At 42.2% G+C, this 25655-nt stretch carries 20 protein-coding genes, 1 CRISPR repeat array and 1 riboswitch (1 of these 22 only partly in view); of the genes, 3 read left to right on the forward strand and 17 right to left on the reverse strand.

Features of this window, described 5'->3' with window-relative positions:
- Positions 1 to 103: a CRISPR direct-repeat array (repeat unit 28 nt; unit sequence GTTTGCCATCGCCCAGATGGTTTAGAAG) (it extends 1845 nt beyond the left edge of the window).
- A 31-nt stretch (positions 104 to 134) separates the two neighbouring features.
- The 5 genes from HX743_RS07570 to acs all read right to left on the reverse strand — a co-directional run bounded on the left by HX743_RS07570 (position 135) and on the right by acs (position 9129).
- Entirely contained in the window at positions 135 to 1331 is a 1197-nt protein-coding gene (locus HX743_RS07570) for a Wadjet anti-phage system protein JetD domain-containing protein (protein WP_178318887.1), read from the reverse strand.
- The gene (locus HX743_RS07575) at positions 1324 to 4701 is read right to left on the reverse strand and encodes an ATP-binding protein (RefSeq protein WP_178318888.1); all 3378 of its coding nucleotides are present in this window, start codon (positions 4699 to 4701) and stop codon (positions 1324 to 1326) included. The genes HX743_RS07570 and HX743_RS07575 overlap by 8 nt, the downstream gene beginning before the upstream one ends.
- Positions 4689 to 5522, reverse strand: a complete 834-nt coding sequence (locus HX743_RS07580) for a DUF4194 domain-containing protein (RefSeq protein ID WP_178318889.1) — start codon at positions 5520 to 5522, stop codon at positions 4689 to 4691. Before HX743_RS07580 ends, HX743_RS07575 begins: the two co-directional genes overlap by 13 nt.
- 10 nt (positions 5523 to 5532) lie before the next feature.
- Positions 5533 to 6993, reverse strand: coding sequence for a DUF3375 domain-containing protein (locus HX743_RS07585; protein WP_070155917.1), 1461 nt, complete (start codon positions 6991 to 6993; stop codon positions 5533 to 5535).
- 192 nt (positions 6994 to 7185) lie between these two features.
- A complete protein-coding gene (gene acs, locus HX743_RS07590) occupies positions 7186 to 9129 on the reverse strand; it encodes an acetate--CoA ligase (protein WP_104852713.1) in 1944 nt (647 codons plus the stop codon).
- A gap of 469 nt (positions 9130 to 9598) precedes the next feature.
- Between acs and HX743_RS07595 the strand changes: the two genes are divergently transcribed.
- Positions 9599 to 10585: a mechanosensitive ion channel family protein gene (locus HX743_RS07595; protein ID WP_178318890.1), complete on the forward strand. Its 987-nt coding sequence runs from the start codon at positions 9599 to 9601 to the stop codon at positions 10583 to 10585.
- On the opposite strand, the gene HX743_RS07600 is transcribed toward HX743_RS07595, so the two are convergent.
- The 5 genes from HX743_RS07600 to prfB form a co-directional block, all read right to left on the reverse strand.
- Entirely contained in the window at positions 10559 to 11272 is a 714-nt protein-coding gene (locus HX743_RS07600) for a 16S rRNA (uracil(1498)-N(3))-methyltransferase (RefSeq protein WP_178318891.1), read from the reverse strand. The two genes, HX743_RS07595 and HX743_RS07600, sit on opposite strands and share 27 nt — an antisense overlap.
- 2 nt (positions 11273 to 11274) lie before the next feature.
- On the reverse strand, positions 11275 to 12555 hold the full coding sequence (locus HX743_RS07605; RefSeq protein WP_178318892.1) for a 3-deoxy-D-manno-octulosonic acid transferase: 1281 nt from the start codon (positions 12553 to 12555) through the stop codon (positions 11275 to 11277).
- 84 nt (positions 12556 to 12639) lie between these two features.
- Positions 12640 to 13719: an alkene reductase gene (locus HX743_RS07610; protein ID WP_178318893.1), complete on the reverse strand. Its 1080-nt coding sequence runs from the start codon at positions 13717 to 13719 to the stop codon at positions 12640 to 12642.
- Positions 13720 to 13739: 20 nt separating this feature from the next.
- Positions 13740 to 14039, reverse strand: coding sequence for a helix-turn-helix transcriptional regulator (locus HX743_RS07615; RefSeq protein WP_168417728.1), 300 nt, complete (start codon positions 14037 to 14039; stop codon positions 13740 to 13742).
- A gap of 166 nt (positions 14040 to 14205) precedes the next feature.
- Positions 14206 to 15301 (reverse strand): peptide chain release factor 2 gene (gene prfB, locus HX743_RS07620; RefSeq protein ID WP_104852716.1). Its coding sequence is split into 2 segments (ribosomal slippage): positions 14206 to 15228 and positions 15230 to 15301, totalling 1095 coding nucleotides; the frame shifts between segments, so codons are not numbered across the junction.
- A gap of 572 nt (positions 15302 to 15873) precedes the next feature.
- On the opposite strand from prfB, the gene HX743_RS07625 reads away from it, so the two are divergent.
- Both HX743_RS07625 and HX743_RS07630 read left to right on the forward strand, forming a co-directional pair.
- Positions 15874 to 16656: a putative porin gene (locus tag HX743_RS07625; RefSeq protein WP_168381588.1), complete on the forward strand. Its 783-nt coding sequence runs from the start codon at positions 15874 to 15876 to the stop codon at positions 16654 to 16656.
- 174 nt (positions 16657 to 16830) lie between these two features.
- The gene (locus HX743_RS07630; protein WP_178318894.1) at positions 16831 to 17586 is read left to right on the forward strand and encodes a putative porin; all 756 of its coding nucleotides are present in this window, start codon (positions 16831 to 16833) and stop codon (positions 17584 to 17586) included.
- Between the two features lie 58 nt (positions 17587 to 17644).
- Here HX743_RS07630 and recJ read toward each other — a convergent pair whose 3' ends face one another.
- The 7 genes from recJ to HX743_RS07665 all read right to left on the reverse strand — a co-directional run bounded on the left by recJ (position 17645) and on the right by HX743_RS07665 (position 25310).
- The gene (recJ, locus tag HX743_RS07635) at positions 17645 to 19348 is read right to left on the reverse strand and encodes a single-stranded-DNA-specific exonuclease RecJ (protein WP_178318895.1); all 1704 of its coding nucleotides are present in this window, start codon (positions 19346 to 19348) and stop codon (positions 17645 to 17647) included.
- A 13-nt stretch (positions 19349 to 19361) separates the two neighbouring features.
- Positions 19362 to 20018 (reverse strand): pyridoxamine 5'-phosphate oxidase, encoded by a 657-nt coding sequence (gene pdxH / locus HX743_RS07640; RefSeq protein ID WP_096901662.1) that lies wholly within the window; start codon positions 20016 to 20018, stop codon positions 19362 to 19364.
- Between the two features lie 12 nt (positions 20019 to 20030).
- Positions 20031 to 21362 carry a phosphoglucosamine mutase gene (glmM, locus tag HX743_RS07645; protein WP_131261207.1) on the reverse strand — a complete coding sequence of 444 codons (1332 nt, stop codon included), beginning with the start codon at positions 21360 to 21362 and terminating at the stop codon, positions 20031 to 20033.
- Positions 21363 to 21482: 120 nt separating this feature from the next.
- Complete coding sequence (gene guaB, locus HX743_RS07650) at positions 21483 to 22949, reverse strand: IMP dehydrogenase (protein ID WP_004974257.1); 1467 nt, start codon at positions 22947 to 22949, stop codon at positions 21483 to 21485.
- A 329-nt stretch (positions 22950 to 23278) separates the two neighbouring features.
- Positions 23279 to 23644, reverse strand: a complete 366-nt coding sequence (locus tag HX743_RS07655; RefSeq protein WP_004974255.1) for a YkgJ family cysteine cluster protein — start codon at positions 23642 to 23644, stop codon at positions 23279 to 23281.
- A 107-nt stretch (positions 23645 to 23751) separates the two neighbouring features.
- Positions 23752 to 24549: an MBL fold metallo-hydrolase gene (locus tag HX743_RS07660; protein ID WP_178318896.1), complete on the reverse strand. Its 798-nt coding sequence runs from the start codon at positions 24547 to 24549 to the stop codon at positions 23752 to 23754.
- Positions 24550 to 24734: 185 nt separating this feature from the next.
- Positions 24735 to 25310: a TMEM165/GDT1 family protein gene (locus tag HX743_RS07665; protein ID WP_136144497.1), complete on the reverse strand. Its 576-nt coding sequence runs from the start codon at positions 25308 to 25310 to the stop codon at positions 24735 to 24737.
- Positions 25311 to 25382: 72 nt separating this feature from the next.
- Positions 25383 to 25541, reverse strand: a riboswitch (yybP-ykoY riboswitch).
- Positions 25542 to 25655: the final 114 nt, after the last annotated feature.

The raw sequence follows: 25655 nt of genomic DNA on the forward strand, positions 1-25655 counted from the left end.
GCTATCACAATTGCAGTTTGCCATCGCCCAGATGGTTTAGAAGTGCGACCAGTTCAGATGAAATGATGCGTTTAAGTTTGCCATCGCCCAGATGGTTTAAACATTACACCCCTTATTATCAATCAAATTAATTTTCAAAGTAACTCTAAATAACGATGCACCCAATCAACCGAAATGCGCTCTTGCTCTAAACGCCTATTTTTAAATGTCTGTGCACGCAAATCATGAAATAATTTTAACTCGTCAGCAGTGAGATATTGTGGCTCACTAAAAATAGAGTCTGGTTCATCCACCATATGATTTTGGAACTGTAAAACTGTGGCTTCATCCATCATTAAAGCAATCACGTGTGGAATTTTTTGCCGAACCATACTTAAAATATTTAAACCTTCAGAGTCGATATCTCCCCAATAAAAAACCTGTTTATACTGTAACCACTTGGCCTTCATCCATGTAATATTTTTACCCCCACCACAAACCACAATACTATTTTCCAAGTAAGGGCACGCTAAACCTGACTGAATATTTTCAACTACAATTATTCGTTCCGCAGGTAACTCAAATTGATCTAGCACCTCTGTGGACAATTGAAAAACGGGGAGTCCTCCCAATTTTTCCTGCACATTTGGGCAGACGGGTTTGATCGTCAACCAACCTTTGGGGCTATCTAAGCAATCTAGCCATGCCAACAACCCTCCAGCCAGTACGATCTCATCATCATAAAGTACATTGCAAATTGCCTCCGTCAGCAATAAGTTCTGCTCAAGAAACTTCGTGTTTACAGCGCTTAATGGCAAGGCCCTTAAATAAAGCCCTGCCCCCATATTCGGTTTCAGCTGTTCAATCAGCTGAATCAACCATTGCCATTCTTGTTGGCTATAGCGTTCTATCTGCTCTAAATGATGAATTAAAGTTTGAAATAAACGGTGCTGATGACGATCATGCACAAAAGACTGCTTCAAAAAGCTGGATATTTTATCCAACCAGTTTTCAAGTTGTTGCTCTGTTCCTAAAAGCTCAGTAAGCTGCTGTAAAGAAAAAATTCGTAACTTTACTGGAACACGTTGTTCTGAAAGTTGTCGATACTGCCGTTCTTGCCATTCAACCAGTTCAGGATAAGCAAAATCTGTCCACGCTTTAAAAAAAGCATGAAAATGCCCCAAGTTATCTCTAGCTTGTTGGTCTGTGGGCACTTTCAGTGAAATTTCGATTGGAAAAGGACGTTGATTTAACAACCGCTGCTTTAAATTTCGACGATTTTCCCATTCTTTTTTATGCAAAACACCCAAAACGGTATTTGGAAGTAATCCCCACTTCTCAATTTTAGGCATCTAACTGCACCCCAAGCTGTTGTGCCTCTCTATGCAGTTGCTGTTGTTTTTGCGCCATTTTTTCATCAATTTCCTGCCAAGTAATTTCACATAAATGACTTTCATGTTTCTCAATATCTCGCTCGGCAATTAATAAAGAACGTGCTGACTCACGCGCTAAATTTAAGTTTTTATAAGGTGTGATTAAATTAACATGAATTTTCAACGCCTTAAATACTTTGAGTACTCGACGACTAACCGCTTCAGCTGTGTTTGAAAAAGCTTCATCTAAAAACACTGTACTGTAGATTGGATAATCATAGCCGTCTGGTGTTAATACATAAGCCAAACTCGCTGCCACAATGGTTCCAGCAAATGATTCTTTTTCTCCGCCAGATTTACCACTCGATGACTCCAAAACATCTCGTATTTCTTCTGTAGCCAAATCGACTTCTTCTGCATAGAAAGACATTTGATGACGAGGATCAAGTAAACGCTGGCTTTCAAAAGTATGCGCTGTAACCGAGTTACTCGCTTTTTCTAAAATAGAAATTAATTCAGCTAACTTTTTAAAACGTTGTTCATATTCAATACTATTAATACTAGATACGACCCATTTTAGTTTTTGCTCAAAATCTATGACGTGTGGATACTTTTCCTTTTTGTATCCTAGTCTTAGATAGCTGCCAGACTTAAATTCTGTACGCCGTAAAACCTGATTAATTATGGCAATACGGTCAGTAATTTCTTCTCTATCTGCCTCAAGGCGATTCTGAATCACACTTAAAGACTGCATGGTATGTTTTTGCAGACGCTGTTCAAACTGTTCAACTAAGGCAGGCAAACCTTCCTTTTCTAGTTCATGAAAATAGGTAACGCAATCATCCAATGCGGCCAAACCAACTGCCCATTCACGTTGTAATGCAATATGTGACCATTTATCCTTGCCACGAAACTGACCAATAATGTACGTTGCGCTATTTTTTGCTGAGGTATTTTGGTTGCTGGTATGTTCAATTAAACGCTCTAGCTCTTTTTCCACAGCAGTAAGATAAGCATCCTCCAACCAAGGTGTTTCTCCTATACGCTGTAGCAACAGTTCTCTGGCTTGTTCTGGGACACCTTGGTTTGCTGCCTTTTGCGCTTGTTGTTGTTGTGTTTCTGCATCACTGAGTTTCTGTTTGAGTTTCCCCCAAGTGTGTTGTAACTGTCCTTTATGTTCCTGTAGTTGTTTTAATTCCTCTTTTGCAAGCTCCCAACGTTGTCGAGCTTGTTCAATATTGGTATCTGCCTGTTGTAAATGTTGCAAGTCATTGCTAGTCTGTTGCTGGCGCTCTGTCCAATAAGGAATATTTATCATCTCCCATTGGTAACGTAACATTCGCTCCCACAAACTCTTATGCTGTGTTACCTGATCTAGCACCTTACGCGATTGTGCAACACTCAAGGCATACTGTTCCAACTGTACCTCAAGTTGTTTCGCTTCATGCTTTAATAAATTTAAACGTGAAGTATTGGAAAATCCCAAACACCAAATTTTTCGATCATCAATCCGCTGTTGATCTTTTTTCTCAAAACGACCTTGCTCACGATGAATTAAGCCCTGTTGTGTCATAGAAAAAGGCGTTGTATTCATGATTGTTGTATCTGCCACACATTGCAGATCAAAGCGAAGCAGATGTTGTTTTAACCAATCACGATATGGATGCTCTCGCCAAACCAATTTCCGCAGAAAACCATTTTCTTTAAAATACACACTTTCTGTAGCATCAAGATGGATCACCTGTAAACGCACATGGGTTTTATTATGACGCGCATTCACCCATTGAGTGACCATCGAATAACGATCTTTCGGCACCAATAACGTTGTTTTTAAACCACCTAATGCTCGTTCAATTGCGCCTTGCCAGCTTTTTTCAGCCTCTTTTACATCAATGAGCTCACCAATAAACATTAATTCATGTTCATCAAAATCTAAATGCTGTCTAAGCTCATCTCTTAAACGCAATAAATGTACATCATGAATATTACTATTAGGTCTGGTTTCTATTTCCTGAATATCGCTTTGAGTTTCTTTCAGTTGCTGTTGCGTTTGTGCGTATTTGCTACTGACTTGAGCAAACTCATCTTGTCGTTGGGTTTTCTCTTGCCCAATATTTAGAAGCTGCTCATGGGCTATTTTTTGGTTATCAATTAAATTTTGCTCGGTTAAATCATCTTGCAATTGTAATTGCTGAGCATCTTCCTGATAGCGCGATGCCTCTATGGTTAATTGCTTTAACTGACGCTGTATCAGTTCTAGCTCTTTTTGTAAGTTTTCAATCCGATTACCGCCGACTTGTAAATAGTCTTCATGGCAGCGCTCTTGTCGTTTTTCCGCATCATGTTCTTGTTGTTCTAATTGCTTAAACTGCGTATGTAATCGCTGTATCTCTTGCTCCAGCTGATGTATTTTTTCAGTCCAAAACTGAACATACAATTCACCTAAATATGCAGGAAAAGCTTGTTTTTCGAGCTGTAGATTATTCAGTTGCAGAGTTAACGCTGTTATTTGAACAGCTAACTCAGGTAATTTCTGTAAATGTAGGACTTGTTCACGCGCATCTACCAAATGCTTATAGTTTGCCTCTAAGTCAGCAAACTCATTTACTGCAGTCTGTGCCAAAGCACGAACCTGGCTTGGTTCTAAAACCAACTCGCGAATTAATTTAGTCAAATCATCAATTTTCTTTAAGCCTAAAGCACGTGATAACAACGCAGGTGCATTTTTATTATCCATAAATAAATATTTACGATACATCTCCTGATAGTCTTCAAATTTGCTATCAAAATAATGCACGCGTGCATCTGTTTTAGGATTAAAATGTTGTTTTAGCTGGCGAGTATTACCGTCTGCAAATTTTTCTAACACTTCAGTCAGTTGCACATTACGACTTGCAATCATATATAAACGATTCACTTCACTCAGCGAATGTTGACCTTGTCCAACCCAAAACAATCCAATTAAAGTAATCATCGAACCGTCATCAGCGGTATATAGCGCTCTTAATGCTGTTGTCACTGCTTTTTCACGCTTATTTTTTACTCGCGTTCCAGCCCCATCATGTTCTGAACCAAAACTACCACGCATATAAGAGAGTAATGTACGGTCTGAGCGATCGCCCTGCGCAGCTGCTACGTTAAAACTAGCTTTACTTGCAGGTTGTAACAATGCCATTAAACCATCAATAAAGGTAGATTTACCTGCACCATTATCTCCCGTAATAAGTGTCCCTTCAGGATCAATACGTGCGGTATGCAAGTTATGGAAGGAGCCCCAGTTAAATACTGAAATTTCTGACAAGCGAATTTGGCCTTGTGCAAATAAAGTTGAGAGGGTCATTTCTTGCATGATGATTCTCCATATTCTTGTTCGGATTGCTGCAACTTGGCCTTTGCTGCTAATTGTTGATATTCAGATAATAAACTTTGTAAAAACTCGGCATTCACGACATAGCGGATAATTGGCGTAATTTCATAACGCCCTTCTTCACCACGCAGTCCCGTTAATACTTTTTTCTCAATAAATTTTTCTAATGCTGCATTTAGCTTTTTACGATCTTTGCTGTCATGATTCGTTAAAGGAATAAATGGAATTAAACTGCTCTGGATTCGCTCAACATCAATAATAATTTTTTGCTCACCCGCAGTTTCCCGCTCCTGATAATACTTCCGCAAAATAAGTAAAATTAAGGTGTCATATACAGTCAAAGTTCGTTTTCGTATCATTACAGGAAAATCATCTAAAGGCTGGTTCTCATCTTCCTGTTCATCCTCAATACTTTCGAGATTGATGATATAAGCTACACCTTTCTTGGCATCCAAAACCAACTGGATATAAACCTCTGCCAAATGTCTACGAATTTCCGCTTCATATCGGCACAATAAATCAAAAAGTTTTAAGTTTTCTGCTGCAAGAATAACCCCTTGACGCATGAGATAGACCAATACGCGTCGGGCTGCATGTGGCATAAGCGCATCTGTATCACGATCCTGAGCATGCTCCATCTCTGTTTGATTATCTGCATGTTGTTCCTCTGCCCCAGTTGTAGGAAACGAATCTTCTACAGGCTGATTAGCTTGGATTTCTATATTTTTCTCTGAATTTGAAGATGGTCTGCGTACCATTTCAAAGAAGTTGTCATGCTGTTGTATCTTATTTTCTGATTGCATCTCGATCTCCTTAAAGTGCCAGCTCATCTATATTTTTGGGAAATAAATCTGCACTCAAGTAATACACTGGAATACTGGCCTGCAAATGCACACCTGAACGATCCTTAAGTTCAACTTGCTCGGTATGCTGCATTTGTGGTGCTTTAATGGCTTTTGCTATACGCAAATAAGCAACAAGTTCTTCAAGCCCCGCTTGTAAAGGATGTTCATGTGTTAAGTGGGCAATACTCATCACCCCTTTCTGTGCGAGCGTTTGATATACTTTTTCAGCAACAGCACGAACCCGTACATTGTCTAAGTACTTCAGCATCTGATCACTAGGTTCAGTCTTGTTTTGTTGCTCTTCGACCTCACGTGTATCCATATGTTCTGTGGGACTTTTTAAAGCAAGACTTTCAGGCGAATTCAGCTGGATGGAACCCACGGCTAAATCCACTTGTACTTCTGTTTTTAAATCACACTCCGATTCCAACAATGCCACTGCATTTTTTTCTAATTCCGACAACAACTGATCAATCAAACGGTTTTCCAATGCTGCACCACTTTCAATATAAGCTCTCAAACCTTCTTCTGTACGACGTCGGACTTGGAAAACTCGGCTACTTTCGCGTCCTAACTCACGCATTAACTGACCTAAATATTTACGTTGAGATTCGCTTAATTGTTGTGCAATAGGATGATTCAAAATACTGCGTAACTGCTCTCTAAACTCAGTAGAACGATCTTGATCCTGAAGTAATTGACAAAACCCATCAAAAGCACTGCCTGCATCACTTTGGGCAAGCAACTGCTCTTTTTCCATTAAGCTCAGCAATACTTCTCCACGTGAATAAGCACCACTAATCATATCTAGACGCAACTCTTTATCTCGTAGACGAATCTCATCTTCGACCCGTCTAAAATCGCCTGTAAGAATGGAAGCAAGTTGATAAATTTCTCGTATTCTTTCTTTTTGTTCTGATTCTTCTAATTGTGTAACAACACCCGCCAACAAAGCATCTATTTCATTTTGAATCACTAATTTTTTTTGTTCGAGCAACTCCACTCGTTCTTCAATATTTTCACTCAATGCGACCACAAAATCACGAACCGCATCCTGCACAATTCTTAAATGTGATGCTGTGGTATGGGTTGCTCGCTCATCCAAGCCCTGACAAAAACGTAATACGGTTTCGCTAATATCCGTTTTACTCAGCTTGCCATCTATTTCTCTGAGCCAGCCTGAATGAATCCAATGATTTAAATAATGCGCTGCATTATTTTCTGTCTGCCAAATACCCTGCTCACGACTAGATTTAATCAACTCATCCAAGACATTTCTTGCACGGCCATAAGGGACTTCATTTTGTTCTGCAAATAAGTCAACAATGAACGCTAAAATATGTGGTGCGTTATCTGCTCTTAATAATTTCCAAATTGAGTTTTCATGATATAAACGCCGATACTTGGCCTGTAACCCTAGAATATTCATGCCATTCCACATCATCTGTATGATGGTTATTTATTCTACAGTTATTTTTTAATCACCCAAGCAAATTACCAAGCAAGACGACACGAGTTGTCGCATAAAGTAAGATGATATAAACAATCACCTTACTTCATCGAAAAAAATAAAAAACAAACCTTATCTAACTTCTTTGTGTACAGTGACAGTAACCTTAACCTACCTCTCCCCATACACCGTTGCAATCAAATGCTCCACCACTTGCGGCTCAGCCAAAGTCGAAGTATCTCCTAAACTATCCAATTCATTCGCTGCAATTTTCCGCAAAATACGGCGCATGATTTTACCTGAGCGGGTTTTAGGTAAAGCAGGTGCCCAATGCAGCGCATCAGGCGTTGCCACAGGCCCCAAAATTTTGCGAACCCAATTGACTAATTCTTCACGCAATTCCTCTGACTCGGGTGTACCAACTTGCAAAGTTACAAAGGTGCAAATCCCCTGTCCTTTAATCTCATGGGGCATACCCACCACTGCCGCTTCAGCCACAGCTTCATGCGCTACTAGGGCACTTTCAATTTCCGCAGTACCTAAACGGTGCCCCGAAATATTCAAGACATCATCCACACGCCCTGTAATCCAGTAATAGCCATCTTCATCACGGCGTGCACCATCTCCTGTAAAATACGCACCCGGATAGGTCGAAAAATACGCTTCAATAAAACGTGCAGGGTCGCCCCAAATACCGCGCATTTGCCCTGGCCATGAATCTTTCATAATTAAATTGCCTTCGGTCGCGCCTTCCAGTTCATTACCTTCGGCATCGACAATAGCAGGTTGCACGCCAAATAATGGGCGGGTTGCCGAACCGGGTTTCAGTGGCGTTGCACCAGGCAATGCTGAAATTAATATGCCCCCTGTTTCGGTTTGCCACCATGTATCTACAATTGGGCAACGTCCTTCGCCTACCACGTTGTAATACCAGTTCCACGCTTCGGGATTAATCGGCTCACCGACTGAACCGAGTAAACGCAAGCTGCTGCGGTCACTTTCACGTACAAAACGATCTCCCTCCCGCATCATGGCGCGAATGGCAGTCGGTGCAGTATATAAAATGGTGATGTTGTGTTTATCGACAATATGCCCTGTGCGCGCCCAACTTGGATAGTTCGGTACACCTTCAAACATCACGGTAGATGTGCCATTCGACAACGGACCATATAAGACATAGGAATGCCCTGTAATCCAGCCTACATCTGCGGTACACCAAAATACATCATCCTGTTTCAGGTCAAAGACTTCTCGAAACGTGCTGTTCACATAGGTCAAATAACCGCCTGTGGTATGCAAAACGCCTTTGGGTTTTCCAGTCGAACCCGAGGTATATAAAATAAATAGTGGATCTTCGGCATTCATCGGCTCGGGTGGGCAGATATCATTCACCGACATAATTTCCATGTGATACCACAAGTCGCGTTCAGGCAACATCTCAATCGGATTGCCTGTACGATGCACCACAATCACATTTTGCACACAGTCAGTACCTGCTACTTTTAGAGCGGCATCAACATTGGCTTTTAAATAAATTGGCTTACCACCACGCATGGCCGAGTCGGCAGTGACAATTAACTTGGCCTGACAATCTTCAATTCGGCTAGCCAAAGCATCGGGAGAAAAACCACCAAAAACCACACAATGCACTGCACCAATCCGCGCGCAGGCCAGCATGGCAATCGCAGCTTCGGAAACCATCGGCATGTACAGCACCACCCGATCTCCTTTTTGCACCCCGTTCTTTTTCAGTACGTTGGCAAAACGGCAGGTTTCATCATGCAAAGAAGCAAAAGAAACCACTTTATGTCGAGAAGGATGATCTCCTTCCCAAATAATTGCAGGTTTATGAGGATGTTCTTTTAAATGACGGTCTAAGCAATTGGCACTGACATTCAGTTGCCCATCGGCAAACCATTCAATTTTAAAATGCTCGGGGTCAAAGTTGGTATTTTTGACTTGAGTAAAAGGTTTAATCCAATCTAAGCGTTGGGCTTGCTCTGCCCAATAAGTATCAGGGTCATCTATAGATTGTTGATAGCGTTGAAAATATTCTGCCTCAGTGGTGCGGGCAGTCTTTTTAAATTCATCTGGAACAGGATATACGTCTTTCATCTGCTACTTCCTTGATGTTCTTGCATCTCTCACGAGATGTATGCCACGTTATTGATTATTATTTCTGCACATTTACAGTATGAACTTTCTTTTTTATGGCTCACCATTCGGCTTTAGTCGCATAAACTTTATACAAACAATAGCATGCCAAATCATTGACCGAATGCTATGTTCTTGCATTCATACTTTTCTGGTTTACATGCCACTGTACTGCGCATTGCATTATTTTTAAAGAAAATATCGTCTAATAACCGTGAGTATTAACATTTTTTTACGCAGCCAATCATTCATACCTGCGACCCTGTCTTATAGTAAAAACAACATATAACTAGCAGCCTAAGTGCTACAAAATAGTACACACATCACATCTTTCCAAGTTGTCTAAAATACTCACAAGCAAGCGTTGCAGCATTAACCAAATTGAGTTTTTCAGGCAAAATAGTCACTTCATTTTGAATTCGGAATTATTGTGGCAGAATCAAAACCCTCACTCAGTGAAGTGTCTGAAAACACCACTCAACTGTTGCAAGAAGCCACTGAAAAAACTACGCAGACCGTGATCAATCATACGGCCAAGTACAATGACGCCTATTCCACCATCGACAAAATTATGGAAGGATTTTGGGAGCGTGTGCCGTATTTGATAATTGCAGCCGTGGTGCTGATTGTGTTTTGGCTGCTTGCTCGCGTATTTAAATGGTCTGTCCGCAAGACCCTAAACAATCGTTCCTATACCCGACAAAATCTGGTTTTGGTGCTGAATCGGGTCGGTAGTTCTGCAATTATTTTCTTTGGTTTTCTGATTGCGATGGTGATTGCGATTCCAGGTTTTACCCCTAGCCAACTCATGAGTGCTTTGGGTCTAGGCTCTGTTGCAATTGGTTTTGCTTTTAAAGATATTTTCCAGAATTTATTGTCGGGTGTACTGATTTTGCTTGGCGAGCCATTTAAAATTGGTGATGACATCATCGTAAATAATATGGAAGGTACGGTAGAAGATATTCAGATTCGTGCTACCTTCCTACGCTCTCCCGATGGGCGTCGCATCGTGATTCCAAATGCTACAGTGTATACCAGTGCGGTAACGGTCAATACGGCTTATACCCGTCGTCGTTGCGAGTTTGTGGTCGGTATTGGTTATGAAGATGACGTGCAAAAAGCCAAAGATATTATTTTGGCCATTTTAGACCGTGACATAAAAATCTTGAGCCAACCTGCATTTAGCGTCAATGTCACTGCCTTGGCCGATTTTTCGATTAATTTAAATGTGCGTTGGTGGGTAAATACGACGGAAACCACCACTTCAGCATCCATCAGTGAAGTGCAAGAACGGGTAATTGCCGCTTTTGCCGAACATCACATTTCGATTCCTTATCCTGTGCAGGAAGTGAAAGTTTATCGTGGTGATGCAGCAGTCAATGAAGATGATTCAGCCCGCACTAAACAAACGCCCTAAAACATAAGCAACAACGGTTTCAGTACGAATAATACGGTTGCCCAAGTGCCGCGCTTGGCAGCCGTTTTTTTCGAGCAAATCAATTTCGTAGGGAATAAATCCACCTTCTGGGCCAATCACAATACTGCATGGATGTTGGATGGTATGTGGCATAGCTTGATCGGTATAAGGATGCGCCACATAAGCAGAACAATCGGCAGAAATCAAACCGGGCAAAACATCTTCCACAAAGGGTTTAAAGCGTTTATAAAGTTGGATCTCAGGTGCAATGGTATCGCCTGCTTGTTCCAAGCCCAAAGTTACATATTGATCGAGCTGCTGCAAAAATGGCGTTTGCCAATAGCTTTTATCAACCCGATAGCTGTGCAGTAAAATAATTTTTTCCACACCTAACGTCACGCTATCCATAATTAAACGACGCAATACTTTGGGGCGCGGCAAAGCCACAATCAGGGTCACAGGCAGTTTTTTTGGGACAGCTTCTTCATGCAGGGCTTTGACTTGAATTCGCTGCTCGCTGACTTCCACCACTTCGGTCAAATAACGCTTGCCACCACGAATCCCGACTTTCAAGGTGTCACCGACTTGCACACCAACATGCGTATGCAAATGCTGCACTTGCCGCTGGGTGCTAATAGACCACACTTCATTTGTGGTCTGTCGCGGGTCAAGCAAAACGATATTCATATTTAAAGATACTGATTAATCACGTGAATATGCTCAGTTAAAGAGCCACGATTTTTATACATAATCACTTGAGCATTTTGATTCAGCTGTGCACGTAACGCAGGTTCAAACAACAATTGCGTTAACGTATTTACAGCTTGTTCAGCATTTTCGACCACATACACGGCTTCTGCTGCAACAAACTCATCCACAATACTTTGGAAGTTAAAATAATTTTTGCCCAATACCGTGGCGACATTTAAGGCCAAAGGCTCTAAAATATTATGCCCACCGCCAGGTTCATTCAGCGAACCACCGACATAACAGGCCTGACTTAAGGCGTACCACAACCACATTTCACCCATACTATCGGCTAAATACACTTGTGTTTCAGGTTGAATCGCTTCAGCCAAGCTACGGCGCTGCATATTAAGTTGCAGTTTTTGTACCTGCATAGCCACTTCATCAAAACGCTCTGGATGGCGCGGCACAACAATACATAACAGTTCAGGATGCTGTGCGAAATAAGGTTTCAGTGCAGTCAATAATTGCTGTTCTTCAGGCGCATGGGTACTGGCAAGGGTAATAATTTTGCGATGTACCAATTGCCATGTCTGTTGCAACTGCGCGGCTTGCTCTACAAAATCTTCTGGTGCAGTAATATCAAATTTAATATTACCCACCACTTTTGTACGCTCGGCAGGCATCCCCAATGCGATAAAACGCTGCTGTGTGGCAGAGTCTTGCGCCAAAAGTTGCTGCAAATTTTGCAACATGCCACGAGTCAATCCTTTAACTTTGGCATAGCCTTTGGCCGATTTTTCCGAAAGCCGCGCATTAATCAACAAACACGGGACTTGAAAATGCTGCGCCTGATCAATCAAGTTTGGCCATAACTCTGTTTCGACCAGTGCCAATAATTTAGGCTGATATTTCTGATAAAACTCACGAATTAAATGCACCTGATCGGCAGGTAAATACACGGCTTGAAATAAATCTAAATACGGTGCTTTTAAAAATAATGATTTGGCGCGTGCCTGCCCCGTTTTGGTGGTATTGGTGACTAAAACGGGATGTCCCACTTTTAAATAATGTTCAATTAGAGGTTGCGCGGCATTGGTTTCTCCCACCGACACCACATGAAACCAAATGGCATGTAAATTTTTAGCGGGCTGAAATGGGCCAAAACGCTCAAGCAGTTCTTGTTGTAATTGCTCAGGATGTTCGGCACGTTTACGAATACGTGACTGATAAATCGGTTTTAACAGCGCCAAGGCTGCGTTATACCAAAATGGAGTAGCCAAAAGATGCGCCCCAAAGAAAGATTATCGGCAAAATATAACAGAGCCACACGCGCATGTTAATTGCATGTGGCGCTATACTGGCTTTTATTCTACAGCGTGTTGTGTTTCCGCCAAAGTTGGATAATCGATATAGCCTTCTGCAACGGCCGTACCAATCATGTTTTCCAGCTTGAGTTCGTTTAAAGGTACATCTGCCAATAAACGCTCATACAAGTCTGGATTGGCAATATACGCCTTACCAAATGACACCGCATCGGCCTTGCCCGAAGCCAATAATTCCACGGCATCAGCACGACTTAAACGCATGTTCGCGATATATGGCACACCGCCTGAACGTACTTTCATTTCTTGGGAAATGCTGTCTTCGGCTAAATATTCGCGGGTAAAGAAAAAGGCGATTTTACGCTGCCCCAATTGCTGCATGACATAGCCAAAGGTTTCACGTGGATCATCATCTCCCATGTCGTGCTCATCGCCACGTGGTGCTAAATGCACACCGACTCGACCTGCGCCCCAGACTTCAATTAAGGCGTCCATCACTTCTAACAAGAAACGCGCACGATTTTCCACAGCACCACCGTATTCATCGTCACGTTGGTTGGTTTTGCTTTGCAGGAATTGATCAATCAAATAACCATTGGCTGCATGCAACTCTACCCCATCAAATCCTGCTTCTTTGGCACGGATGGCGGCTTGTTTATATTGCTCGGTAATCGCGTGAATTTCAGAAACTTCCAAAGGACGTGGCGTAACGTATGGACGTTTTGGACGTAACAAGCTGACATGACCCGCTTGTTGTACTGCACTTGCAGAGATTGGTGTTTCACCATTTAACAGATCCGGATGCGATACACGACCAACATGCCAAAGCTGGGCAACAATCAGACCGCCCTTCTCATGAACCACTTGAGTGACCTTTTTCCAGCCTTCGACCTGAGCATCGGTAAACAATCCTGGGGTATTTAAATAACCATTGGCTTCTTCAGAAATTACCGTTGCTTCTGAAAGAATCAAACCTGCACTGGCACGCTGTGCATAATATTCTGCCATCATTGGCGTTGGAACACGGTCATCGCTGGCGCGGCTACGGGTTAAAGGTGCCATCACCACACGGTTTTTTAGATGCAGATCACCCAAAACTAAAGGAGAGTCTAATTCAGCCATTTTTGCCTCTAATCTCACAGTTAAAGTGAGTGTTTTAAATATTCGATGTATTGCTGAATCAGTGCTTCATTACGAGAAAAATACGACCATTGCCCATACTTTTCTGCACGAATAAGGCCTGCCTGTTGCAGTACCGATAAATGATTTGACATAGTCGATTGCGACACCTTGCCCAAACGCTCAATGTGTCCCGCACATACGCCACGCTTAAAGTCGCCACACTCTTCTACCGACAAAAATTGGTCTGGTGCTTTTAACCATTCTAAAATTTGCCGACGGGTAGGATTGGCTAAGGCTTTAAATATTAAATCGACATCCATCATTCAGACACATATTCGTAAATATAAGCCCAATTCAGCAGCTGCCTTTAATATATCGTATTTTTTCGATATTAATATCGCTTTTTTACGATTTATACAAATTGTTTAAACAATTTAAGCAGATCAACCGAATTGGGCAGACTTATTGGGTCCTGTAAATTTAAACTTACAGGCCTTGTTTCAAACTGGCTTCAATAAATTTGTCTAAATCACCATCTAAAACTGCACCCGTATTTGAGGTTTCCACCCCTGTACGCAAGTCTTTAATCCGCGAGTCATCCAATACATAAGAACGAATTTGGCTGCCCCAACCAATATCTGACTTCGAGTCTTCCAGTGCTTGAGCCGCCTCATTACGTTTGCTCATTTCCAGTTCGTATAACTTGGCACGTAACTGTTTCCATGCGTGGTCACGGTTGGCGTGTTGTGAACGCTGGTTCTGACATGCCACCACAATACCTGTAGGTGCGTGGGTTAAACGTACCGCAGAGTCAGTTTTGTTAATGTGCTGACCACCCGCACCTGAAGCACGGTAAGTATCGGTACGAACATCGGCAGGGTTAATATCAATTTCAATGTTGTCATCAACTTCTGGCGAAACAAACACCGCAGAGAATGACGTATGACGACGGTTACCTGAGTCAAATGGCGATTTACGCACTAAACGATGTACGCCTGATTCAGTACGCAACCAACCATAGGCATACTCACCTTCTACACGAATGGTTGCAGATTTAATCCCTGCCACATCGCCATCTGACTCTTCCATCAATTCTGCTTTAAAGCCGTGACGTTCAATCCAGCGCATATACATACGCAACAGCATCGATGCCCAGTCTTGCGCTTCTGTACCACCCGAACCTGCCTGAATTTCGACATAGCATGGGTTTGGATCCATTGGATTGCTGAACATACGGCGGAATTCTAATTTCGCCAGTTCTTCTTCAGCAGAAGTCAATTCAGACTGCACATCCACCAATAAATCTTCATCATCGGCTTCAACGGCTAAGTCCAACATGGCTTGGGCATCTTCTAACTGTGTCGCCAAACCTTCTAGGACATGAATCACGTTTTCAAGCTCGCCCTTTTCTTTGGCCATGGCTTGCGCACGACTTTGATCATTCCAAATTGCAGGATCTTCTAACTCGCGGAGAACCTCTTCTAAACGCTCTTTTTTCAGATCGTAGTCAAAGATACCCCCGTAGTGTTTGACCACGTTCGTTCAAGTCTTTTAATTGGTTTAGATAAGGATTAATTTCCACGTAAATTCTCTCAATTAACAATGAAGCTTATTAGCTGATAATTGTAGCACAGACCTGTTCTGGCATTTCTACCCTGCTGTAAATTCCAGCATAACTTTTCAGCTTTTATAGGTTGAATGCTAAATGTGGTTAAAAATAAAGATCGCTTTAAACTTTTAAAGTGAAAGCCTGATGATATCCAACCTAAAATAGCATGCTCGATTAACACCGATGTTTATCTTAATGGCTGATCCATCGCCCTGAGTTTTTGCCTGACACATTTAGCTGAAAACATGCTTAAAAAGTGGTGTATGGCAATTGCTTCAACCCGCCAAAATAAAACAAAGATGAAACAAGTTTGATGATTTAATGATCAACTTTAGTAAAATTCACAAAATACACATAGTTTTAATAAAACAAAACATTTAATTATTTCATTTTTATTTCAATCACTTAAACTCAAAATATTACACAAATTTACGCTTGTAACAAAGCGGCAACTTTCCTGTGATTGACGCTGATTTTTTTTCGCCTAGACTAAAAGTTGTAACAAAAAGTTTAACTGTTAACCAGATTTCAGAGGGGTACTTTCCATGAAAAAATTAGCAATCGCATCCGCCCTACTTTCAGCTTTGGCTATCACTGGTACTGCGAACGCATACCAAGCTGAAATTGGTGCATCAGCAGGACTGATTGATCCAGACAACGGCAGTTCAAGCGGTTCATTCGGTGTAGATGGTACTTATTACTTTAACCCTGTACAAACCCGTAATGCACCTTTGGCAGAAGCAGCGTTCCTTGATCGTGCTAGCAACGTAAATGCCAAATACCAATATGACGAAGTCGGTAATGATGAACGTCATCGTTACGGCGTAGGTGCTGAAGTTTACATTCCTAACTCAGATTTCTATGTGAGTGGTAATGTTGGTCGCGACGATATGAAATTTGACCGCGGTGGCGATTTTGATGAGACTGTTTATGGCGCTGAAGTCGGTTATTTACCCGCACCAGGTTTATTAATTGCTGCAGGTCTAAAAGGCTACGACAACGATTATGACGACGGTGTCGATCCTACGCTTCGCGCTAAATATGTCACTTCTCTAAGCAATGGTAAAGATATCAACTTAGAAGCAGGCGCAGGTTTTGGTGATTTAGACGAATATAATCTTGCGGCAGATTACTTCATCGATAAAACCTTAAGTCTAGGTGTAGACTACTACAGTAAAGATCGTGACTACGGTGATACTAACGAATTTGGTATTAATGCACGTAAATTCTTTACCCCGCAAATCAGCCTCGAAGGCCGTGTTGGCTTTGGTGAAGTTGGCAACAATGACTATAACCGCTTTGGTGTCGCTGCAAAATATCGCTTCTAAGTTTAGCCTAATTAGATATTCAAACAGCACTCTTCTTCGGAAGGGTGTTTTTTTTATGCCCTAAAATAAAGCAGTTAGGTAGAAATAGTGCATTAACGTGCTGAGTATTTTCCGTACAATCAGCAACAACTGTAACAAAACAGTCATATTTCTATAACAGAGGGAATCTCAATAATGTTTAAAAAACTTGCGCTTGCAACTGCTCTTCTAGCTGGTTTAAGTACTGCTCATGCGTATCAAGCTGAAATTGTTGGATCACTTTTAGTGATTGATCCTGATTATGAAAATGCAGATACGTCTACAGGTTTTGCGCTTGATGGAACTTTTTACTTTAATCCAGTTCAAGTGAAGAACTCACCATTAAATGAAGCTGCGTTTTTAAATCGTGCGAGCAACGTTAGTGCCGCTATTAGTTATATGGATTTTGATGTAGCCGAAAGCACAACTTTTGGTATCGGTGTTGAATATTTTGTTCCAAATACAGACTTCTATGTAAGTGCTAGCATTGGTCAATCAACAATTGAAAAAGATGGTTCTGAGGATTTTGACACTACAAGTTATACAGCTGAGTTAGGTTACCTTCCAGTTTCAGGTTTACTCATTGCAGCGGGTATTGCTGGTTTTGATAACGATAATACTGATGATTCTGATGCAACATTACGCGCTAAATATGTTACTCAAGTCGGTGCATACGACATGAACTTTGAAGGTGGCGTTATTTTTGCTGATGATGAAATTTTCACCCTAGGTACTGATCTATATCTCGACAAAACATTTAGCATTGGCCTCGGTTATACCGATGACGGTGAAGATGATACCTTCCAAATTCGTGCTAAAAAATTCTTCAATCAACAAGTCAGCCTAGAAGGCTCTATTGACTTTGAAGAAAATGCAAATGTCTTCGGTCTTCGTGCTGCTTATCGCTTCTAATCCCTTACATTAAAAGCAAAAAAATCCGCTCAAATTTGAGCGGATTTTTTTATTTGGATTACTGCTCCAAATGCACAATCTGCAACTGCAAACTCACATTGCCATTAAACACATTGCGCTCTAACTCATAAACCAAACGCACATCATCCCGCATCGGGTTAAATTCAAATTTATCTTTAGCACCAAACGCAATCGCATCAACCACTTGCCCATTGTCCAATGCCAAACGCAATTTTAAATGACTGTCCTTCAACCATCTAAAATCAACCACTTTAAACCGTCCCTCAAACACAGGCTGCGGAAACTTTTGTCCCCACGGCGCCAAATGCTGTAATAAATCTACCGTGTGTAAATCAAAAGCTTCTTGCGGCAATTCACCATCTGTCCATAGCACAGCATGAAATAAATCCGCATCCATTTGCGCAATGATCTGTTCAAAGACCTGTTTAAATTCTGCAAAGTGCGCCTTTTTAATGGTCAAACCTGCCGCAGCCGCATGCCCACCAAAATGACTGACCAAATATGGATATTGCTCTGCGACCAATTCAATGGTGTCACGTATGTGAACCCCTTCAATTGAACGGGCAGAGCCTTTAATATGCTCACCATCTTCATCGGCAGCAAATACAATCGCAGGGCGATGAAACTGTTCCTTTAAGCGTCCTGCAACAATTCCAATCACACCTTGGTGCCAATGTTCTTCAAACATGATCAAGGCATGCGGTAAATCGCTTTGATCTAACTGCAGCTTTTCCAACTCTGCCAGCGCATCTTGTTTAATTTGCCCTTCAACCTGACGGCGTTCCTGATTCAAACTATTTAACTGACGCGCCAAAGCATAGGCACTTTGCATATCCGCTGCCAGTAAACACTCGATTCCAATGTCCATGGTTTCCATGCGCCCTGCAGCATTGATACGTGGCCCCAAGACAAAACCCAAATCCTGCGCTTTGAGCTGTGCGGGTTCACGTCCTGCCAAATCCAGCAATGCGCTAATCCCAGGACGACATAAATTCTGCTGTATCCGTTTCAAGCCTGCATCCACCAAAATACGGTTGTTATAATCCAGACTAGCGACATCGGCATAGGTGCCCAAAGCCACCAAATCTAAATATTGCGTTAAATTTGCAGCAGATTTACCCTGTTTTTTACGCTGACTGGATAAGTTGGCCAACACATAAAATGCCACGCCCACACCTGCCAAGGCTTTACTTGGGAAATCACAACCCAATTGATTCGGATTCACCACAGCCTCTGCATTTGGAGTGGCTTTTGTGGTGAGGTGGTGATCGGTAATGATGACCTGCATCCCCAAAGCTTGCGCACGCTCCACACCTTCATGACTGGAAATTCCGTTATCTACCGTAATTAATAAATCAGGTGCATAACGCTCAAAAGCCAAATCGGCAATGGCGGGGGTTAAGCCATAACCATATTTAAAACGGTCAGGTACTAAATACTGCACGTGTGCGCCCATTTCGCGCAATGCCAAAATCATGAGTGTGGTACTGGTCGCGCCATCGGCATCGTAATCGCCCACAATTACAATTTTTTTCTGCTGATCAATCGCTTGATCCATCAGCTGAATGGCGTCAGGTAGACCTTTCATATTTGGAGCAAGTAAGTGCTTCAGTTTAAGTTCTAGTTCCTGCTCAGACGCAACGCCACGGCGCGCTAAAATTTGAGCAACAAATGTAGAGACGCCCTGAAAGTTTTCAGGGCGTGTAAGTAAAGGTCTTTGTTTTATTAGAATTTTTGACATAGTTTCCAGTGATTTAAGGCATCAAGCGTTGTAGTTTCCACTCACCTTCAATTTTTTCATAAGCTAAGCGGTCATGCAAACGGTTCGGACGGCCTTGCCAAAATTCGTAATAATCAGGCTGCAAGCGGTAACCGCCCCAAAATATAGGTTTTTGCAATTCAGATTGATCGCCCACTTGGGCATGCAAGTCTTGGAAACGCGCCTGTAGTTCTTCACGGCTGGCAATCACACCACTTTGCGGAGTGCTAATATGCGCAGCGATTTGGTTGTCACGTGGGCGTTTGTGATAATACGCTGTCGATTCTTGCTCATCAATTTTTTCGACATAACCGCTGACACGAATCTGACGTTCCAGTTCAGGCCAGTAAAATAACAATTCAGCATAAGGATTGGCCGCTAAATCCAACCCTTTTTGACTGTCATAATTGGTATAAAAGTCATAGCCTGCTTCGGTGGCTCCACGCAGCAACACAGTACGCACATGCGGACGACCTTGCGCATTGGCAGTCGCCAATGACATCGCATACGGTTCATGCAGCTTGGCTTCTAAGGCATGGTTAAACCAATTCAAAAACTGAATATGCGGATTGGCACTGACCTGTGCTTCTAGCAATTCACCTTTTTGGTAACTTAAACGCAGCTCACTTAAATCTTTAATTAAATCACTCACGATTTACCCCCTTTAGACGGCATGACGACGTACAGCATCTGCTAAATCTTTCGCCATTGCCTTCACTTCAGCCAAATCATCACCTTCCACCATGACACGAATCACAGGTTCAGTGCCCGATTTACGAATCAATAAGCGTCCACGACCTTTCAGCTGTTCCGTAGCACGGTCAAACTCTTCCACCAAGGCAGGAACAGTATACGGGTCAAACATATTTGCTAAGCGCACATTTTCCAGCACGTTTGGCAACAGTTTAAAATCTGCCACCAATTCATGCAGGGCTTTATTTTGTTCGACCATCACCGTTAACACTTGCAAAGCCGCAATAATTGCATCACCTGTAGTGCTCTTATCCAAAGTCAAAATATGCCCCGATGGCTCACCACCAATAACCCAGCCATTTTCTTCCAGACCTTGTAGCACGTAACGGTCACCGACATTGGCACGGAGTAATGGTACTTGGGCTTTTTCTAACGCCAATTCCAGCGCCATATTGCTCATTAACGTCCCAACAATACCTGCAGGTTTTTTCGAGCCTTGTGTGGCAAGAATATATAAAATATGGTCGCCATCAATTTGCTTGCCTTGACTGTCCACCAAAATCACACGGTCTGCATCACCATCAAATGCAACACCCAAGTCCGCCTGATGCTCAAGCACCGCTTTTTGCAAACTTTCAGGATGGGTTGAGCCGCAATTTTCGTTGATGTTTAAACCATTCGGCTCATTGTGAATGGCAATCACTTTCGCACCTAATTCACGGAATACCGCAGGGCCAACATTGTAGGCAGCACCATTGGCGCAATCGACCACAATGGTGAGGTCATTTAAATCTAAATGATATGGAAAGGTCGATTTACAAAACTCGATGTAACGCCCATTGGCATCTTTAACACGAACGCTTTTACCCAAGTTGGCCGTATCATCAATTTTTAATTCTTGCTGCAATTCTTGGTTAATTTCTTCTTGCAAGGCATCTGGCAGCTTTTTCCCTTCGCCCGAGAAAAATTTAATCCCGTTATCAAAATACGGATTATGCGATGCTGAAATCACAATGCCTAAACTGGCATGCAAAGCGCGGGTTAAGTGCGCAATAGCGGGCGTCGGCAATGGGCCGAGCAAATGCACATAGACACCTGCGGCATTTAAACCCGCTTGTAATGCTGCTTCTAAAATATAGCCTGAAAGACGTGTATCTTTACCTAATACCACAATAGGTTTATTTTTTTTGGTGTGTTTTTTTAAAACTTTACCTGCTGCAAAACCTAGTTTTAATGCAAAATCAGGTGTAATTGGTAACTCTCCAAACTTCCCTCGAATGCCGTCTGTACCAAAATAACTCATATTGTTCTCACTTCTTAGGGGTGATCTTTATCATCACTTTTTTACTGCGAGTTACTTTACACCAAAAATGAAAAAGCCGTCACATTGATGACGGCTTTTATTTGAAAACGATACTAAATATTAACCAACGCGATAGTTCGGCGCTTCTTTGGTAATCGTCACATCATGCACGTGAGATTCCTGCATACCTGCTGCAGTAATTTTCACGAATTTAGCATTTTGGCGTAGATCTTCAATGGTTGAAGAACCTGTATAACCCATAGATGAACGTAAACCACCCATCATCTGATGCACGATGTTGCCCATTGGGCCTTTGTACGGTACACGACCTTCAATACCTTCTGGTACAAGTTTTTCTGCACCTGCTTTCGAGTCTTGGAAATAACGGTCTGCAGAACCTGTTGCACCCGCCATTGCACCCAATGAACCCATACCACGGTATGCTTTGTAGTAACGACCTTGGAAGAATTCAACTTCGCCCGGTGCTTCTTCAGTACCAGCAAGCAATGAACCCACCATAATGGTACTTGCACCTGCACCAATCGCTTTGGCCATATCACCAGAGAAGCGAATACCACCATCGGCAATTAATGGAATCTGTTCTTTCAATGCATTGGCAACAGCGTCAATTGCAGAGATTTGCGGCATACCAATACCTGCCACAATACGTGTGGTACAGATTGAACCTGGGCCAATCCCCACTTTCACTGCGTCTGCGCCTGCATCTAACAATGCCAAAGCAGCATCGCCAGTTGCAATGTTACCGCCAATTACTTGAACTTGTGGATAGTTAGCTTTTACCCAACGTACACGCTCAATTACGCCTGCAGAGTGACCGTGTGCAGTATCAACCACAATCGCATCGACACCTGCTTCAACCAATGCTTCTACACGGCTTGGTGTTTCTGCGCCTGTACCCACTGCAGCACCCACGCGTAAACGACCTAAGTCATCTTTACAGCTGTTTGGATACAATTCTGCTTTACGGAAATCAGTGACCGTAATTAAGCCTTTTAATTCCTGCTGGTCATTTACCACCAAGACTTTTTCAATACGATGCTGTTGCAATAAAGCTTGAATATTTTCTTTAGATTCGTCTTCGCGTACTGTCACTAAACGATCTTGACCTGTCATGATGTTGCTGACAGGTTGTTCAAGGTTGGTTTCAAAACGTGTATCACGTCCTGTCACAATACCGACAACTTTGCCATCTTTTACCACAGGTACACCGCTAATATTGTTGGCTTGAGTCAGCGCAATCAATTCACGTACTGTAGTTTCAGGCGTTACGGTAATTGGGTCTTTCACCATACCCGCTTCAAATTTTTTCACACGGCGCACTTCGGCTGCTTGCGCAACGATGTCCATGTTTTTATGCAAAATACCAATACCACCGTTTTGCGCCATCGCAATTGCCATACGAGATTCAGTCACCGTATCCATTGCTGCTGAAACCAAAGGAATATTCAGGTCAATGCCGCGCGTAAAACGTGTCTTTAAGGAGACATCTTTTGGGAGAACAGTAGAATAGGCAGGGAGTAATAAGACATCATCGAAGGTTAACGCTTCTTGAACGATGGTCAGCATAACAGTCTCACTGGTAATTTCCGTGGGCCATTATAAACAAATCTGGGGACAAATTTCATTTGTTCTCTAAGAAATATTTTTTATTCTGCCCTTCTGGGGGATGCAGCATGAAAAAATCGGTAATTTTCATCTAAAAATTGAAGTTTTCATCCTTAGTTTGCTTTTTAGCCGTGCAGGTTTAAAACTTGCGAGGTTTCATTTTTCAGGCAGATAAAGCCGCTTCAATCTGAATCATGATTTGGCTATCTACCCAAAATTGAGCCACAAAAAAAGCAAAGCCGCAGCTTTGCTTTTCCAATCTGGATTGCGATCAACAACTTAAAGCACCATTAAACCACTTGATCGAAGTCATCATCATTCACAGAAATGGCTGGATCGACTTGCACAAATGGAATCATGTTATGCGCACGACGTGCTTTATTGCATTGATCATCGGCAATTTGCACTTCTTTACAAGAGCTGCTGCGTAATTCATAAATCCCGCAGCTCACTTGCTGTCCAACTTCACCTTCTAAAGCGACACAACGCGGCTGACTCTGATTGGTACCACACATGCATGAATAGACTGCTGTTACTGGTTCCGTGTAGTGCTCAGGCATATTCATGCCTTCAGCCCAATAAAATGAAACACGGAAATAAGCGCAACACGCGCCGCAGCTTAAGCAGGCATCGGCTGTAGGTACTTGAGACAACATTCGTTAAGTTCTCGTCATCAAAAAAATCGTTTTTGGGCGAAAATCTTAAAAAAAGTTGTTTTTGCACTCAAGTTTTTTTTACAGTTTTTTTCAGCTTTTTTTGTCGCTTATTCAGGGCAGCTAAAAACGTGTTCGTCCATCAAATCGACGCCACATTCCAGTGTTTCAATCCAGTCTAGGAATTGGTTCACCTGTTCTTTGCCCACAAATGGCGTACCGTGTTGCGGCACAATCATTTCAACGTCCATGGTGCGTACCATATTCACCCATAGGCGAATCACTTTATTGGAACACATATAGCGCTGATGGAAACCTTTCATCGCAGGAATATGCGCAGCAAAATCAGTCAATGGAATTGAAGCATCTTCCACCATTGACGCGCCCATATCACCAGAAAATAAAATTTTGGCGATAGGATCATAAAACTGGAAATTACCAACAGAGTGTAAGAAATGCGCAGGCACAGCAATAATTTTAGACTCGCCCAAAGGAATTGCCTGACCTTCATCTGGCAGTTCCACCAAACGATCTAACCAGTTGCCTTTCATACGGTCGCTCATAAAAGATGAGCTTAAGTGCGGCAAGAAACGCGCCCACAATTTTGATGCTACGATTTTTGCTTCGGTATAGACCAACCAACGTGGCATTGAGGTGATGATGTCTGGGTCTTGGTGCGATGCCATGACATAATCAAGATTGGTCAGGCGGGTATATTTATTTAATTCCATGGTCAGTGGTACATAGGTCAGGTCACCACCTGGGTCTAGCACTGCCGCACGGTTATTATCAAGGATCAGAAATTGGTTAGCCTGAACACCTTCACCTTTGACCAAACTGGTAAAACTAATACATTTGTGTGTCCCATTGTCAAACAAGACCTGCGATGTTGTACGGTCAAATGCCATAACCAAACCCCAATTTTTTCATTTTAAAAATACATTTTCTATGACTGAATAACATATAGCTATTTATGGAAAGTTACAATAAATAAAATAGCTTGGATTATCTGAAATATCAGTGAATTGCATCACAACTTACAAAAATAAATCCCAAGCATTTTGCTCAGGATTTATACACATCCACTGATTCTCTAGAAGAAATAATGCTGTGCCAAAGTCGATACACCAATAATTAAGAAAATCAGCGCGCCAATTTTATGAATTAATGCAATTGGTAAGCGGGTCGCCAGTTTATTACCAATAAATACCGCAGGCGCATTGGCGAGCATCATGCCTAATGTCGTACCCAGCATGACCCAGAAAATGCTGTCATAACGTGCCGCCAAAGCCACCGTAGCAATTTGGGTTTTGTCGCCAATTTCTGCCAAAAAGAACAGCACAAAGGTTGCACCAAACACACCATATTTTTGCCATTTGTTGATGCTTTCGGTTTCATCGTCCAACTGGTCTGGAATCAGCATCCAGATGGCCATTGCAATAAAGCCTAAAGATAAAATCCACAACAAGACTTCTGGGCTGAGTACGGTGGTAATCCACTGCCCTAACACTGCAGAAAGACCATGGTTAATCAGTGTTGCCAATAAAATGGCAACTAAAATAGGGGCAGGTTTACGAAAGCGGGCTGCGAGTAATAACGCCAGTAACTGGGTTTTATCACCCATTTCAGCTAAAGCGACAATGGCAGTCGAGATGAGGAATTCATACATGATGTTTTTCTCTGGCTAGCACACATACCAATGACCTATCCCTCCTGCTAGCCAAAATCTGCAGAGTGATAAATCAAAGGTCTTGCCAACAAAAGAAAGCTTGAAAAAGCAGACTTGGTTCTTTGCTATGATGACCATGTTCTGTGGAACAAATATGTTGACCATCACCTTTTTACTTGATGCGGTTTAAACCCCGTAAGTAAAAAGCGGCTACTCCCCAATGAAGTAAGCCTATTCTAAACGGAATAGTGTGCTTAAGCAAATGCTGTGCTGACATCAAAGCGAATAAAAATAAGTCACAAAAAACCCTGCCATAGCAGGGTTTTAAGTAAATTTTTTGACTTG

Source organism: Acinetobacter sp. Swhac1, assembly GCF_013390985.1.
GTDB lineage: Bacteria > Pseudomonadota > Gammaproteobacteria > Pseudomonadales > Moraxellaceae > Acinetobacter > Acinetobacter towneri.

What these genes read in the sequence shown, in the direction of transcription:
- HX743_RS07585 (WP_070155917.1), bottom strand. Translation starts at nt 6,993, where the DNA reads ATGAATATTCTAGGGTTACAGGCCAAGTATCGGCGTTTATATCATGAA.
- HX743_RS07655 (WP_004974255.1), bottom strand. Translation starts at nt 23,644, where the DNA reads ATGTTGTCTCAAGTACCTACAGCCGATGCCTGCTTAAGCTGCGGCGCG.
- HX743_RS07630 (WP_178318894.1), top strand. Translation starts at nt 16,831, where the DNA reads ATGTTTAAAAAACTTGCGCTTGCAACTGCTCTTCTAGCTGGTTTAAGT.
- HX743_RS07660 (WP_178318896.1), bottom strand. Translation starts at nt 24,549, where the DNA reads ATGGCATTTGACCGTACAACATCGCAGGTCTTGTTTGACAATGGGACA.
- HX743_RS07600 (WP_178318891.1), bottom strand. Translation starts at nt 11,272, where the DNA reads ATGAATATCGTTTTGCTTGACCCGCGACAGACCACAAATGAAGTGTGG.
- HX743_RS07615 (WP_168417728.1), bottom strand. Translation starts at nt 14,039, where the DNA reads ATGGATGTCGATTTAATATTTAAAGCCTTAGCCAATCCTACCCGTCGG.
- HX743_RS07610 (WP_178318893.1), bottom strand. Translation starts at nt 13,719, where the DNA reads ATGGCTGAATTAGACTCTCCTTTAGTTTTGGGTGATCTGCATCTAAAA.
- HX743_RS07570 (WP_178318887.1), bottom strand. Translation starts at nt 1,331, where the DNA reads ATGCCTAAAATTGAGAAGTGGGGATTACTTCCAAATACCGTTTTGGGT.
- HX743_RS07625 (WP_168381588.1), top strand. Translation starts at nt 15,874, where the DNA reads ATGAAAAAATTAGCAATCGCATCCGCCCTACTTTCAGCTTTGGCTATC.
- glmM (WP_131261207.1), bottom strand. Translation starts at nt 21,362, where the DNA reads ATGAGTTATTTTGGTACAGACGGCATTCGAGGGAAGTTTGGAGAGTTA.
- HX743_RS07580 (WP_178318889.1), bottom strand. Translation starts at nt 5,522, where the DNA reads ATGCAATCAGAAAATAAGATACAACAGCATGACAACTTCTTTGAAATG.
- HX743_RS07665 (WP_136144497.1), bottom strand. Translation starts at nt 25,310, where the DNA reads ATGTATGAATTCCTCATCTCGACTGCCATTGTCGCTTTAGCTGAAATG.
- acs (WP_104852713.1), bottom strand. Translation starts at nt 9,129, where the DNA reads ATGAAAGACGTATATCCTGTTCCAGATGAATTTAAAAAGACTGCCCGC.
- HX743_RS07575 (WP_178318888.1), bottom strand. Translation starts at nt 4,701, where the DNA reads ATGCAAGAAATGACCCTCTCAACTTTATTTGCACAAGGCCAAATTCGC.
- recJ (WP_178318895.1), bottom strand. Translation starts at nt 19,348, where the DNA reads ATGTCAAAAATTCTAATAAAACAAAGACCTTTACTTACACGCCCTGAA.
- guaB (WP_004974257.1), bottom strand. Translation starts at nt 22,949, where the DNA reads ATGCTGACCATCGTTCAAGAAGCGTTAACCTTCGATGATGTCTTATTA.